Source organism: Roseateles sp. DAIF2, assembly GCF_015624425.1.
In the GTDB taxonomy this organism is placed as follows: domain Bacteria; phylum Pseudomonadota; class Gammaproteobacteria; order Burkholderiales; family Burkholderiaceae_C; genus Kinneretia.
Genome location: NZ_CP049919.1, coordinates 5,942,922 through 5,956,179, shown reverse-complemented (window position 1 = coordinate 5,956,179; position 13,258 = coordinate 5,942,922). Strand labels below are relative to the sequence as shown.

The following is a 13,258-nucleotide window of genomic DNA, read 5'->3' as shown; positions in this document are numbered from 1 at the left end:
AGAAGAAAAGTCCACCCCCTCGCCGGCCTGATGCTGATGCTGCTGCCGGCCCTGACCGCCCAGGCCCAGACCCCCAGCCAGCTCGAGCAGGTGCTGGTCACCGGCACCCGCGCCAAGGATCGCAGCCTGCTGAACACGCCGGTGCCGGTCGATGTGCTGAGCCGCGAGGACCTGCGCCGCGCGGCGGCCGGCGACGGCAATCTGGCCGGCGCGCTGCAGACCCTGCTGCCCTCGTTCAACTTCCCGCGCCAGTCCAACTCCGGCGGCGGCGACCATGTGCGCGCGGCCCAGCTGCGCGGCCTGTCGCCGGACCAGGTGCTGGTGCTGGTCAACGGCAAGCGGCGCCACAACAGCGCGATCGTCAATCTGGAGTCCAAGACCGGCAAGGGCACGAACCCGGTCGACTTCGCCAGCATCCCGGTCTCGGCGATCCAGCGCATCGAGGTGCTGCGCGACGGCGCGGGCGCGCAATACGGCTCCGACGCGATCGCCGGCGTGATCAACATCATCCTGGACGAGGCCCGCAGCGGCGGCGAGCTGGAGGGCACGCTGGGCGCCCATCACACCGATTTCAAGCCGACCGGGCAGCGCCTCACCGACGGCCGCAGCCGCGAGCTGCGCGCCAAGCTGGGCCACCGGCTCGGCGATGCCGGCTTCCTGCGCTGGGGCGCCGAGGCCGCGCAGCGCGACGGCACGAACCGCGCCGGCGCCGACCAGCTGCCGCCCTGGGAGGTGCAGACGCCGGCCAACCTGGCCACCGTCGGCCGGCGCAATTACGCACCCGGCGAGCCCGAGACCGACAGCCTGCAGCTCTGGTTCAACAGCGGCCTGCGCCTGGCCGGCGATGCCGAGGCCTATGCCTTCGCGACCTACCAGCGGCGCAAGAGCGTCGGCGCCGCCTACTTCCGCTACCCGGACAGCGCGGCCAATCTCCGCAGCGTCTATCCGGAGGGGTTCCGCCCCCAGACCAGCGGCGACAACCGGGACCTGCAGCTGGTCGCCGGCCTGCGCGGCGCCTGGGGCGCCGACTGGAACTACGACGCCAGCCTGAACCTGGGCCGCAACGAGTTCGACTATGGTCTGCGCCGCTCGCTCAACACCTCGCTGGGCGCGGCCAGCCCGACGCGCTTCGACCTCGGCGACTTCGGCAGCCGCCAGCTGACGGCCAGCCTGGACCTGACGCGCGAGCTGGCGCTGCCGGGGCTGGAGAAGCCCGCGACCCTGGCGCTGGGTGCCGAGGCGCGGCATGAGCGCTTCGAGACCGGTGCCGGCGATCCGGCCTCCTACGCTGTCGGGCCCGTCGAGGGGCCGGCCGGCGCGCAGGCCGGGCCGGGCCTGCAGCCGGGCGATGCGGTGCGCCGCTCGCGCCGCGTCGCCGGCCTGTATGCCGATCTCGGTGCGGACCTGACGCCGGCCCTGTTCGCCAATGCGGCGCTGCGCTGGGACCATTACTCGGACTTCGGCTCGGCCGGCACCGCCAAGCTGTCCGGGCGCTATGCCTTCACGCCGACGCTGGCGCTGCGCGGTGCGCTGTCCAGCAACTTCCGCGCGCCCTCGCTGGCGCAGAGCGGCTTCTCTTTCACCGTCACCGACCGCGGCGAGGGCGGCGTGCTGAGCCAGGTCAAGACCCTGCCGGCGGGCGGGGCTGTGGCCCGTGCCCTGGGCGTGCCGGCGCTGAAGGCCGAGAAGGCCGGCAATGCCAGCCTGGGCCTGGCCTGGCGGCCCACCGCGGCGGCCAGCCTGTCGCTCGACGCCTATTCGATCCGGGTCAAGGACCGCATCACCCTGTCGGAGCGCCTGTCCAGCGACGCGCTGCGGGCGCTGCTGGCCGGCAGCTTCGGCCAGCCGGGCGTCGACGGGGTCAATTTCTTCACCAATGCGGTCGACACCCGCACCCAGGGCCTGGACCTGGTCGGCCAATGGCTGCAGCCGGCCTTCGGCGGCGAGCTGCGCTGGAGCCTGGCCAGCGCCTACAGCCGCACCCGGCTGCAGAACATCCGCGCTAGCTCGCCCGAGCTGGCGGCGCTGGGCATCGCGCGGCCGCTGGTCGGCACCGAGGAGCGCAACACCCTGACCGATGCCGCACCGCGCCAGCGCCACCTGCTGTCGGCCAGCTGGAGCGGCGGGGACTGGCAGCTGCTGGCGCGCGCGACCCGCCATGGCAAGGCGCGGCGCGTGTTCGACTTCGGCGGCGGCTTCACGCCCGGCCAGACCTATGCGGCGCGCTGGCAGCTGGACCTGGAGGCCGAGTGGAAGCCGGCGCCAGGCCTCAGCCTGGTGTTGGGCGGCGTCAATGTCGGCGACCGCTATCCGAGCCGCTCGGAGGCCGACATCGGCTACTTCGGCAACTTCCCCTACGACGTGCTGTCGCCGATCGGCTTCAACGGCGCCTACTACTACGCCCGGGCGCGCTACAGCTTCTGAGCCGGGGCTTCATGCAAAGCTGGCAGACTGCCGGCCGATGAGAAGTCGTACCGTCGTATTCCGTTGCCTGGGCTGGCTGCTGCTCGCCCTGCTGCTGGCGCTACCCTTGGGCGCCGCGCTGATGTTGCAGACCGCGGCCAGCGTGCCGCCGCCGGCCGCGATCTCGCCGGCCGATGTCGAGCGGGCCCGCCTGTTCCTGCGCCGCAACGACCCGCGCCAGACCCCGCCGGGCGAGCTGCGCACCGTGCGCGTCGGCCAGGCCGAGCTGAGCCTGCTGATGAACTACCTGTCCAGCCGCTACCCGCGCGCCGCGGCGCGGCTGCAGCTGCGGCCGGACGATGTGCGCGCCGAGGCCAGCCTGGCGCTGGCCGGGCCCTTCTGGCTCAATGCCAGCGCGCGCCTGGTGCCCAATGGCGGGCTGCCGCATCTGCAGGACCTGCGCCTGGGCCGGCTGCCGGTGCCGGACTTCATGGCTTCCTGGGCGCGCGAGCGCCTGCTGGAGCGCTGGACCGATACCGAGGAGGCGCGGCTGGCGCGCCAGCTGGTCAAGCATGTGGGCCTGGACGGCGGCCAGCTGACCCTGGTCTACGAATGGCAGCCCGACGGCTACCGGCGCCTGCTCGACAGCCTGCTGCCGATGCCCGAGCAGGCGCGGCTGCGCGTCTATGCGGACCGGCTGCTGCAGCTGGCCGGCGCCCATGGCGGCGCTCCGATGTCGCTCAGCGCGGCGCTGCCGCCGCTGTTCGCGCTGGCGCTGGAGCGCAGCGCGGCCGGCGAGGATGCGGCGGCCGAGAACCGCGCCCTGCTGCTGGTGCTGGCGGCCCAGGCCAGCGGTCGCGGCCTCGGCGCGCTGCTGCCGGCGGCGCGCGACTGGCCGCGCCCGGCGCTGGAGTTCAGCCTGCATGGCCGGCCCGATTTCCCGATGCACTGGCTGATCTCGGCCGCCTTGGCCGCCCATGCCGGCGGGCCGCTGGCCGATGCGGTGGGCATCTACAAGGAGATCGCCGACACCCGCGACGGCAGCGGCTTCAGCTTCAACGACATCGCGGCGGACCGCGCCGGCAGCCGCCTGGGCCAGATGGCCGTCAGCGCGCCGCGCGGCCTGCAGCAGCGCCTGGCCGCCGGCGTGGCCGAGCTGGAGCTGCTGCCCGATGTGTCGGACCTGCCGGAGTTCCTCAGCGCGGCCGAGTTCCGCCAGCGCTACGGCGCGGTCGGCAGCCCGGCCTACCGCGCGATGCAGCAGGACATCGAGGCGCGCCTCGATGCCAACCCGCTGCTGTCGCGCGCGCACTTGTTGCCCTGATGGCGCCCGGCGCATACTGCTGCCCGTGACCCAGGACCTCTCCGACGATCACCCGCTGCGCGACACCCTGGCCAGTTACGCGGCCCTGGTGGACCACATCCCGCAAAGCGTCTTCATCAAGAACACGCAGGGCGTCTACCTGGCGGCGAACCGCCAGTACGCCGCCTGCTTCGGCCTGGAGACCACCGCGCTGCTGGGCCAGGACGACTACGCGCTGTATCCGCGCGAGCTGGCCGAGAAGTACCGCGCCGACGATGCGCGCGTGATGGCCGGCGGCCGGCCCGAGGCCTTCGACGAGCGCCATCTCGAGCAGGGCCGCGAGACCGTGGTGCACACGATCAAGACCCCGATCCTGGACGGCGGCGGCCGCGCGATCGGTATCTGCGGCATCTTCTGGGAGGTGGCCGAGCAGCGCGAGCTGGAGCGCCGGCTGACCGACAGCGAGGCCAAGCTGCGTGCGATCTACGACAAGGCGCAGGAGGGCATCCTGGTGGCCAGCCTCGACGTCGGCCGGCTGCTGATGGCGAATCCGGCCTGCTGTCGCATGCTGGGCTACGAGGCGGCCGAGCTGCTGGCGCTGGACCCGGCCGAGCTGCACCCGCCCGAGACCCGTGCCTGGGTGCGCAAGCTGATCGGCCGCATGGAGCAGGGCGACTACAGCCTGGCGCAGGAACTGGCCTTCCAGCGCAAGAACGGCGAGATCTTCTATGCCGATGTCAGCCCGATGCTGGTGACCCTGGCCGAGGGGCCCTGCCTGCTGGCGGTGCTGCGCGACGTGACCGAGAAGCGCCGCGCCACCGAGCAGCTGGCGCGCAGCGAGGCCCTGCTGGCCGAGGCCCAGACCCTGGCGCAGATCGGCAACTGGAACGTCGACCTGCGCAGCGGCCAGTCCAGCTGGTCGGACGAGGAGTACCGCCTGTTCGGCTTCGCGCCCGGCTCGGTGCAGCCCAGCGCCGCGCTGTTCAAGCAGGTCGTGCATCCGGAGGACTACGAGGCGGTCGAGGCGCAGCTCGCCGCGCTGCTGGCCGCCGGCCATGACGGCCATTACCACGCCGAGTTCCGCGTGCTGCGGCCCGATGGCGAGCGGGTGCTGGAGGAGGTCGGCGAGGTCAAGTTCGATCCCCAGGGCCGGCCGCTGCGCATGTTCGGCACCACGATGGACGTGACCGAGCGGCGCCGCGCGGCCCAGGCGCTGGCAGACAGCGAGCAGCGCTTTCGGCTGCAGATCGAACTGGCGCCGGAGGCGATCGTGGTGTTCGACCTCGATGCCGGCCGCTTCATCGAGGTCAACGAGAACGCGCTGCGCCTGTTCGGCCTGCCGCGCGAGGAGCTGGTGCGGCGCAGCCCGGCCGAGCTGAGCCCGCCGCGCCAGCCCGACGGCCGGCCCAGCGACCTGTCGGCGATGGGCTGGATGCTGCGCGCGCTGGACGGCGGCCAGCCGGTGTTCGAATGGCTGCACCGCCATGCCAGCGGCCGCGAGATCCCGTGCGAGGTGCGGCTGGTGCGCATGCCGGCCAGCGGCCAGCGCCTGGTGCGCGGTTCGATCACCGACATCAGCGACCGCAAGCTGGCCGAGACCCGGCTGCGCCAGCTCAACGAGGAGCTGGAGCAGCGCGTCACGCAGCGCACCGCCGAGCTGACGCGCGCCAAGCAGGAGGCCGAGCGTGCCAATGCCGCGAAGAGCGATTTCCTCTCGCGCATGAGCCATGAGCTGCGCACGCCGCTGAACGCGATCCTCGGCTTCGGCCAGCTGATGGCGCTGCAGTCGCGCGAGCCGGCCACCGGCGACTATGTGCAGGAGATCCTGAAGGCCGGCCAGCATCTGCTGGAGCTGATCAACGAAGTGCTGGACCTGGCGCGCATCGAGTCCGGCAAGTTCAGCGTCGCGCGCGAGACGGTGGCGCTGGCGCCGGTGCTGGCCGACTGCCTGTCGCTGCTGCGTCCGCAAGCCCAGGCGCGCGAGATCCAGCTGCCGGCCGAGACCTTGGGCGTCGAGCAGCAGGTCTGGGCCGACCCGGTGCGGCTCAAGCAGGTGCTGCTGAACCTGCTGTCCAACGCGGTCAAGTACAACCGGCCCCGGGGCCGGGTCAGCCTGGCCAGCCGCGTCGTCGAGGACCGCCATGGCGCGCGCCTGCGCCTGACCGTGGCCGACCAGGGCCCCGGCCTGAGCCCGGCGCAGATGGCGCGATTGTTCGTGCCCTTCGAGCGCCTGGATGCCGACCGCGCCGCGATCGAGGGCACCGGCATCGGCCTGGCGATCGCCAAGCGCCTGGTGGAGTTGATGGAGGGCCGCGTCGGCGTCGACAGCCGGCCCGGCGAGGGCTGCGAGTTCTGGGTCGAGCTGCCGCTGGCGCCGCCGGCTCAGGCCCTGCCCGCGCCGCAGCCCGCGCTCACGGCGAGCGCTTGCGATGCCGACGGGGCCGCCAACGGCGCGCTGTCGCTGCTGTGCATCGAGGACAACCCGGCCAATCTGCTGCTGGTGGAGAGCATCCTGGCGCTGCGCCCCGGCGTCGAGCTGCTGAAGGCGCTGGGCCCGGCACAGGGCCTGAGCCTGGCGCGCGAGCGCGCCCCCGCCCTGGTGCTGCTGGACATCAACCTGCCGGAGATGGACGGCTACGAGGTGCTGCGGCGCCTGCGCGCGGATCCGGCGACGCGCGCGCTGCCGGTGGTGGCGGTCAGCGCCAACGCCAAGGCCGAGGACCTGGCGCGCGGCCGCGCCGCCGGTTTCGACGACTACCTGACCAAGCCGCTTGACGTGGCGCGGCTGCTGGCCCTGGTCGATGCGCTGCCGCGCGGGGCCGTGGCGGCGCGCTGAATATCTAGGCGTTACCGTTGATGCGGAAGTCCTGGAACGAACCTCGTCTAGACCAATAGACGATGCCCCAGCTCTGACTCCCGCCGTCGCACCAGACTTGCGCCTGGCCATCGTCCTCGAGCGGCAGGGCGCCCGCGGCCGCGACGAAGGCGGCATAGATCTTGATCTCCTTGCCATCGCGGAATGCGGCGTACTGACCCCGGTACTCCGCATCGGGCTGGAGCCGGACCATGTTTCCCGAGCGCTGCAGATGAGCGATCAACTGACGCTGCAAGGTGGCGATCTCGGAGGGTGACGGCAACCACACCTTCCCCTTCGGCGTGGGGGCGTCGCGAGAGCATTGCCGGAACAGCGCCGGCGCGGCGGATGCATCCAGCTTCAGCGGACCCTTGCGGCTGAACAGCTTGTCGGTGCCGGCTGAGGCCGCCGTGGCCATCAGGAGCGAGGCAATGAACAGGAGATGACGCATGGCGGCTGGCTTGGCATGAAGAAGGGCGCCGGGGATTCCGACATCGCGGCTGGCGATTTTGATCGGCGCAAAGCGCATAAGCAAAGCAGAAGTTCTTGGTTCTCTTGCTAAGGGGGCTTGCCTAGAGTGGCGTTCACCCTTTCAGCCACCCCGGAACCAGAACAACCATGAAGCAACAGATCGTCCGCCGCACCCTGCTCGCCCTGGCCCTCGGGGCCGCCTCGCTGGCCGCCCAGGCCCAGGTCACGCTGCTGAACGTCTCCTACGACCCGACGCGCGAGCTCTATCAGGATTTCAACGCCGCCTTCATCAAGCAATGGAAGGCCAAGACCGGCGAGACCATCACGATCAAGCAGTCGCATGGCGGCTCCGGCAAGCAGGCCCGCTCGGTGATCGACGGCCTGGAGGCCGATGTGGTGACCTTGGCGCTGGCCTATGACGTCGATGCGCTGCACGACGTGGCCAAGCTGATCCCGGCGGACTGGCAGAAACGCCTGGCCAGCAATGCCGCGCCCTACACCTCGACCATCGTGTTCCTGGTGCGCAAGGGCAACCCGAAGAAGATCAACAACTGGCCCGACCTGGCGCGCAGCGGCGTCGACGTGATCACGCCCAACCCTAAGACCTCGGGCGGCGCGCGCTGGAACTACCTGGCCGCCTGGGCCTATGCGCTGAAGCAGCCGGGCGGCAATGCCGATTCGGCCAAGGCCTTCGTCAAGCGCATCTACTCGAACACCAAGGTGCTGGACTCCGGCGCGCGCGGCTCCACCACCACCTTCGTCGAACGCGGCATCGGCGATGTGCTGATCGCCTGGGAGAACGAGGCCTATCTGGCGGTCAAGGAACTCGGTCCGGACAAGGTCGAGATCGTCACGCCCAGCCTGTCGATCCTGGCCGAGCCGCCGGTCTCGGTGGTCGACAAGACGGTCGACAAGAAGGGCACGCGCAAGCAGGCACAGGCCTATCTGGACTATCTCTACAGCCCGGAGGGCCAGGAGATCGCCGCCAGGCATTACTACCGCCCGCGCGATGCCAAGGTCGCGGCCAAGTACGCCAAGCAGTTTGCGCCTGTGACCCTGTTCACGATTGACGATCTGTTCGGCGGCTGGCGCACCGCGCAGAAGACCCATTTCGACGATGGCGGCGTGTTCGACCAGATCTACACGCCGGGCCGCTGAGCCGCTTCGTTAAACGCCATCTCGACCAGGCCGCCCACCATGTCCCTGCTGCTGATCGCCGCCAGTCCCAGCGCCTCGTCGCGCTCCGCCAGCCTGCTGGCCGGGGCCGGCGAGCGGCTCAAGCATCTGGGCCTGGCGACCCGCACCCTGAGCCTGCGCGAGCTGCCCGCCGAGGCGCTGCTGCAGGCGCGCGCCGATGCGCCGGGCCTGCGCGAGGCGTTGCAGCAGGTGCGCGAGGCGCGCGTGGTGGTGCTGGCCACGCCGATCTACAAGGCCGCCTACAGCGGCCTCCTGAAGGTCTTCCTGGACCTGCTGCCGCAGGACGGCTTCAAGGGCAAGCTGGTCTGGCCGCTGGCCACCGCCGGCAGCCCGGCCCATCTGCTGGCCATCGACTATGCGTTGCGGCCGGTGATCGCGGCCCTCGGCGCGCGCGAGGTGGTGGACCCGGTGTTCGCCGCCGACACCCAGCTGCCGCGTTCGGCCGGCGGCGAGTACCTGCTGACCGACGAGATCCTGCGTCGCCTCTCCGACGGTGCGGCCCGCGTGTTCGAACGCGCGCCGCAGCTGCTGGTCGAGGCGGAACGATGTAGCGCCTGAGATTCTTTCCTTGTCCCAGTTGTCTCCTCGATAGCACCCGGGTGCCGAGGTCTGGCGTGGCTGCATGCAACAACCAATGCGCCGCCAGCGCTTCGCGGGCTATCGCTTGCTCACTTGAGCCGCCCTGTCGTGAGGCGTGCCCGGATCTTTCCGGACGCGCCCGGGGGCTCCTTTTTTCCAAAGGATCCATGACGATGACATCGACCCAGAAAAAGAACTCGGGCCTGCGCGGTCTGCTGCTGGCCGGCCTCGGCCTGCTGCTGGCGCTGCCGGCGCTGGCCCAGACCGAGCTTCGCATCGGTTATCAAAAGTACGGCACCCTGACCCTGCTGAAGGCCAAGGGCGACCTGGAGAAGCGCCTGGCGCCGCAGGGCGTCACGGTCAAGTGGACCGAGTTCCCGGCCGGCCCGCAGTTGCTGGAGGGGCTGAACGTCGGCTCGATCGACTTCGGCACCGTCGGCGAGGCGCCGCCGATCTTTGCCCAGGCGGCCGGCGCCGACCTGGTCTACCTGGCCAACCAGCCGCCGGCGCCCAGCGCCGAGGCCATCGTCGTGCCCAAGGATTCGGCGATCAAGAGCGTCGCCGGCCTGAAGGGCAAGAAGGTGGTGCTGAACAAGGGCTCCAACGTCCACTACCTGCTGGTCAAGGCGCTGGAGAGGGCCGGGCTGAAGTACAGCGATGTGCAGGTCGTGTTCCTGCCGCCGGCCGATGCGCGCGCCGCCTTCGAGCGCGGCTCGGTCGATGCCTGGGTGATCTGGGATCCCTTCCTGGCCGCGGCCGAGAAGCAGCTGGGCGCCCGCGTGCTGGCCGATGGCCGCGGCCTGGTCTCGAACCACCAGTTCTACCTGGCCGCGCGCGGCTATGCCGACAAGCAGCCGCAGGTCGTGCAGGCCGTGATCGAGGAGCTGGCGCGGCTGGACCGCTGGGCCGAGGGCAACCCCAAGGAGGTCGCGCAGTTCCTGGCGCCGCAGATCGGCCTGGACCTCGCGATCACCGAGCTGGCCGCCGGCCGCTTCAGCTACGGCATCCAGCCGATCAGCGCGGCCGCCGCGGCCGAGCAGCAGAAGATCGCCAACGTCTTCTTCGACCTGAAGCTGATCCCCAAGCCGCTGAAGATCGCCGACGCGCTGCCCAAGACCCTCCGCACGGCCTCGTCCAACTGAGCTCATGAAGATCCTCTGGTTCATCCCCACCCACGGCGACTCGCGCTACCTCGGCACCTCGCGCGGCGCGCGCACCGCCGACTTTGCCTACTTCAAGCAGATCGCGATCGCGGCCGACACCCTGGGCTACGAGGGCGTGCTGCTGCCGACCGGCCGCAGCTGCGAGGACTCCTGGGTGGTGGCGGCCAGCCTGATCGATGCGACGCGCCGGCTCAAGTTCCTGGTCGCGCTGCGGCCGGGCCTGGTGGCGCCGGTGCAATCGGCCCGCATGGCCGCGACCCTGGACCGCCTATCCGGCGGGCGCCTGCTGGTGAACCTGGTGACCGGCGGCGATGCCGAGGAGCTGGCCGGCGACGGCCAGTTCCTGCCGCATGCCGAGCGCTACCAGCAGTCGACCGAGTTCCTGCAGATCTGGCGCGAGGCCCTGGCCGCCAGCCACGAGGGCCGCGCCTTCGACTACGAGGGCGAGCATCTGCGCGTGCAGGGCGGCAAGCTGCTCTACCCGCCGATCAACAAGCCCTATCCGCCGGTGTTCTTCGGCGGCTCCTCGGAGGCCGCGCATGAGCTGGCCGCGGCCCAGGTCGACACCTACCTGACCTGGGGCGAGCCGCCGGCCGCGGTGGCCGCCAAGCTGGCCGATGTGTGCGCGCGCGCCGCCCGGCAGGGGCGCGAGCTGGACTACGGCATCCGCCTGCATGTGATCGTGCGCGAGACCGAGGACGAGGCCTGGCGCGCCGCGGCCGAGCTGGTCCAGCATCTGGACGAGAACGTGGTGGCGGCCGCGCAGGCGAAATTCGCCAGCATGGACTCGGTGGGCCAGCGCCGCATGGCCGAGCTGCACCAGGGCAAGTTCGACAAGGCCGATGTGCGCGCGGGCCTGGAGATCGCGCCGAATCTGTGGGCCGGCGTCGGCCTGGTGCGCGGCGGCGCCGGCACGGCCCTGGTCGGCAACCCGCAGCAGGTGGCGGACCGCATCAAGGAATACGCGGCGCTGGGTCTGAACTACTTCGTGCTGTCCGGCTATCCGCATCTGGAGGAGGCGCACCGCTTTGCCGAGCTGGTGTTCCCGCTGCTGCCGCTGGACCTGCGCGAGCGCCTGAACGGCCCGCAGCTGACCGGGCCCTTCGGCGAGATCGTCGCCAACCATTACGTGCCCCAGAAGGTGGCCAGCGCATCATGACCCAGGCCCTGGTCGACCATGTGCAGCTGCCGATGCCGCCCGGCGGCGCACGCGCGGCGCGGCGCTTCTACCAGGAGCTGCTGGGCCTGGCGGAGCAGCGCGATCCGGCGCTGGACCGGCCCGGCGTGCTGCGCTTCGCGCTGGGTGGCGCGCAGCGCCTGGACCTCAGCGAGGGCCTGTACACCGGCGTCGCGCCGCAGGCCCATCTGGCCCTGAGCGTGCAAGACCTGACCCCGGTGCTGCAGCGCCTGCGCGCGGCCGGCCATCCGGTCGACCAGGCCCGTCTGGCCGACAACCTGGCCTATACCGAGGACCCCTTCGGCAACCGCCTGAAGCTGCTGCAGTCGCCGGGCGGCGCCCTGTCCCGCAAGGATCACCATGTCACCGAAGTCCGCCTCGCGCTCTAGCGGCATCGGCGCCGCGGCCCTGCCCTGGCTGCTGCCGCTGGGCCTGCTGCTGGCCTGGCAGGCCAGCAGCCAGCTGGGCTGGCTGTCCAGTCGCGTGCTGCCCGAGCCCTGGGCCGTCGCCAAGGCGGCCTGGGCGCTGGCCGTCTCCGGCGATCTGTGGACCCATCTGCGGGTCAGCACCGGCCGGGCCCTGCTGGGTTTCGCGATCGGCGGCGGCCTGGGCCTGCTGCTGGGCCTGCTGACCGGCTCGCTACGCTGGGCCGAGACGGTGCTGGACTCCAGCCTGCAGATGCTGCGCAACATCCCGCCGCTGGCGCTGATCCCGCTGGTGATCCTGTGGTTCGGCATCGACGAGACCGCCAAGCTGTTCCTGGTCGCGCTGGGCGTGTTCTTCCCGATCTACCTGAACACCTTCCACGGCATCCGCTCGGTCGATGCCGGCCTGATCGAGATGGCGCGCTCCTACGGCCTGTCGGGCTGGCGGCTCTACACCCAGGTGATCCTGCCGGGGGCCACCGCTTCCATCCTGGTCGGCCTGCGCTTCTCGCTGGGTCTGATGTGGGTGCTCCTGATCGTCGCCGAGACCATCTCGGCCCAGGCTGGCATCGGCTACATGACGATGAACGCGCGCGAGTTCCTGCAGACCGATGTGGTGCTGGTAGGCATCCTGCTCTACGCCCTCTTGGGCAAGCTGGCCGACCTGCTGGCGCGCGGCCTGGAACGCGCCTGGCTGCGCTGGCATCCGGGGTATCAACGACCATGAGCTTCGTGCACGAGATCGACATGCTGAACGCCGGCGCGCTGGCGCCGCTGCTGCCGGCCGCCGAGCCGCTGGCCCGGGCAGCCCTACCGGCCGCCGAGGCACGGCGCGGCGGCGCGCTGCGGCTGCGCGGTCTGGCCAAGCGCTTCGGCGAGCGCCAGGTGCTGAAGGCGCTGGACCTGCGGATCGCGCCGGGCGAGTTCGTCGCGATCGTTGGTCGCAGCGGTTGCGGCAAGAGCACCCTGCTGCGCCTGCTGGCCGGGCTGGAGACGCCCAGCGAGGGCCATATCGAGGGCCTGGCGGCCGACGACACCCGCTTCATGTTCCAGGACGCGCGGCTGCTGCCCTGGGCGCGGGTGCTGGACAACGTGGCGCTGGGCCTGCATGGAGCCCCCAGGTCGCCGCAAGCGGCGCCCGCCCCCCGAGGGGGTGAGGAAGCCTTGGGGCGGCACGGCGGCTTCCTCGGACGTGCCGACGCGCGCGAACGCGCCGCCCGCGCGCTGACCCAGGTGGGCCTGGCCGAGCGTGGCGGCGACTGGCCGGCCCGGCTCTCCGGCGGCCAGCGTCAGCGGGTGGCGCTGGCGCGCGCGCTGGTGCACACGCCGCGTCTCCTGCTTCTGGACGAGCCGCTGGGCGCGCTGGACGCGCTGACCCGCATCGAGATGCAGGGCCTGATCGAGGGCCTGTGGCAGCGCCACGGCTTCACCGCGCTGCTGGTGACCCACGATGTCAGCGAGGCGCTGGCGCTGGCCGACCGCGTGCTGCTGATCGAGGACGGCGGCGTCGCGCTGGACTGGCGCGTCGACCTGCCGCGCCCGCGCCGCCATGGCCCCGAGTTCGCGGCGCTGGAACAGCGCCTGCTGGAGCGGGTGCTGCTGACGCGGCCGGACGTCGAGGCCGCGCCCGCAACGGCCGCCGCGGACCCGGTGGCGGCCGGGGCGCTGCGCTGGGCCTGGTGAGGC

The 13,258-nt window shown here is 71.5% G+C and carries 11 protein-coding genes; 10 read left to right on the top strand and 1 reads right to left on the bottom strand.

Translation table 11 applies throughout. The annotated features are described in order from the left end of the window. The first annotated feature begins 30 nt into the window (after positions 1 to 30). Genes G8A07_RS27440 through G8A07_RS27430 form a run of 3 tightly spaced genes read left to right on the top strand, consistent with a single transcriptional unit; the run spans position 31 to position 6,542 of the window. Positions 31 to 2,424: a TonB-dependent siderophore receptor gene (locus tag G8A07_RS27440; protein WP_213086208.1), complete on the top strand. Its 2,394-nt coding sequence runs from the start codon at positions 31 to 33 to the stop codon at positions 2,422 to 2,424. Positions 2,425 to 2,461: 37 nt separating this feature from the next. Further along, positions 2,462 to 3,727, top strand: a complete 1,266-nt coding sequence (locus G8A07_RS27435; protein WP_195795063.1) for a hypothetical protein — start codon at positions 2,462 to 2,464, stop codon at positions 3,725 to 3,727. Positions 3,728 to 3,752: 25 nt separating this feature from the next. Next, complete coding sequence (locus G8A07_RS27430) at positions 3,753 to 6,542, top strand: PAS domain-containing hybrid sensor histidine kinase/response regulator (RefSeq protein ID WP_195795062.1); 2,790 nt, start codon at positions 3,753 to 3,755, stop codon at positions 6,540 to 6,542. 4 nt (positions 6,543 to 6,546) lie between these two features. On the opposite strand, the gene G8A07_RS27425 is transcribed toward G8A07_RS27430, so the two are convergent. Beyond that, positions 6,547 to 7,011, bottom strand: a complete 465-nt coding sequence (locus tag G8A07_RS27425) for a hypothetical protein (RefSeq protein WP_195795061.1) — start codon at positions 7,009 to 7,011, stop codon at positions 6,547 to 6,549. A gap of 167 nt (positions 7,012 to 7,178) precedes the next feature. On the opposite strand from G8A07_RS27425, the gene G8A07_RS27420 reads away from it, so the two are divergent. From G8A07_RS27420 to G8A07_RS27390, 7 genes are all read left to right on the top strand, one after another. After that, positions 7,179 to 8,189, top strand: a complete 1,011-nt coding sequence (locus tag G8A07_RS27420) for a sulfate ABC transporter substrate-binding protein (RefSeq protein WP_195795060.1) — start codon at positions 7,179 to 7,181, stop codon at positions 8,187 to 8,189. 39 nt (positions 8,190 to 8,228) lie between these two features. Beyond that, positions 8,229 to 8,786 carry an NADPH-dependent FMN reductase gene (gene ssuE, locus G8A07_RS27415; protein ID WP_195795059.1) on the top strand — a complete coding sequence of 186 codons (558 nt, stop codon included), beginning with the start codon at positions 8,229 to 8,231 and terminating at the stop codon, positions 8,784 to 8,786. Positions 8,787 to 8,974: 188 nt separating this feature from the next. Next, entirely contained in the window at positions 8,975 to 9,949 is a 975-nt protein-coding gene (locus G8A07_RS27410) for a sulfonate ABC transporter substrate-binding protein (protein ID WP_195795058.1), read from the top strand. Positions 9,950 to 9,953: 4 nt separating this feature from the next. Beyond that, a complete protein-coding gene (gene ssuD, locus G8A07_RS27405) occupies positions 9,954 to 11,129 on the top strand; it encodes an FMNH2-dependent alkanesulfonate monooxygenase (RefSeq protein WP_195795057.1) in 1,176 nt (391 codons plus the stop codon). Further along, positions 11,126 to 11,536: a VOC family protein gene (locus G8A07_RS27400; protein ID WP_195795056.1), complete on the top strand. Its 411-nt coding sequence runs from the start codon at positions 11,126 to 11,128 to the stop codon at positions 11,534 to 11,536. The genes ssuD and G8A07_RS27400 overlap by 4 nt, the downstream gene beginning before the upstream one ends. Then, positions 11,508 to 12,299: an aliphatic sulfonate ABC transporter permease SsuC gene (ssuC, locus tag G8A07_RS27395; RefSeq protein ID WP_195795055.1), complete on the top strand. Its 792-nt coding sequence runs from the start codon at positions 11,508 to 11,510 to the stop codon at positions 12,297 to 12,299. Before G8A07_RS27400 ends, ssuC begins: the two co-directional genes overlap by 29 nt. Before the next feature lie 20 nt (positions 12,300 to 12,319). Continuing rightward, positions 12,320 to 13,255, top strand: a complete 936-nt coding sequence (locus G8A07_RS27390; RefSeq protein ID WP_195797989.1) for an ATP-binding cassette domain-containing protein — start codon at positions 12,320 to 12,322, stop codon at positions 13,253 to 13,255. The last annotated feature ends 3 nt before the right edge of the window (positions 13,256 to 13,258 follow it).

Bases quoted from the DNA above. Each gene is read 5' to 3' on its own strand.
- G8A07_RS27440 (WP_213086208.1), top strand. From the start codon at position 31: ATGCTGATGCTGCTGCCGGCCCTGACCGCCCAGGCCCAGACCCCCAGC.
- G8A07_RS27435 (WP_195795063.1), top strand. From the start codon at position 2,462: ATGAGAAGTCGTACCGTCGTATTCCGTTGCCTGGGCTGGCTGCTGCTC.
- G8A07_RS27425 (WP_195795061.1), bottom strand. From the start codon at position 7,011: ATGCGTCATCTCCTGTTCATTGCCTCGCTCCTGATGGCCACGGCGGCC.
- G8A07_RS27420 (WP_195795060.1), top strand. From the start codon at position 7,179: ATGAAGCAACAGATCGTCCGCCGCACCCTGCTCGCCCTGGCCCTCGGG.
- ssuE (WP_195795059.1), top strand. From the start codon at position 8,229: ATGTCCCTGCTGCTGATCGCCGCCAGTCCCAGCGCCTCGTCGCGCTCC.
- G8A07_RS27410 (WP_195795058.1), top strand. From the start codon at position 8,975: ATGACGATGACATCGACCCAGAAAAAGAACTCGGGCCTGCGCGGTCTG.
- ssuD (WP_195795057.1), top strand. From the start codon at position 9,954: ATGAAGATCCTCTGGTTCATCCCCACCCACGGCGACTCGCGCTACCTC.
- G8A07_RS27400 (WP_195795056.1), top strand. From the start codon at position 11,126: ATGACCCAGGCCCTGGTCGACCATGTGCAGCTGCCGATGCCGCCCGGC.
- ssuC (WP_195795055.1), top strand. From the start codon at position 11,508: ATGTCACCGAAGTCCGCCTCGCGCTCTAGCGGCATCGGCGCCGCGGCC.
- G8A07_RS27390 (WP_195797989.1), top strand. From the start codon at position 12,320: ATGCTGAACGCCGGCGCGCTGGCGCCGCTGCTGCCGGCCGCCGAGCCG.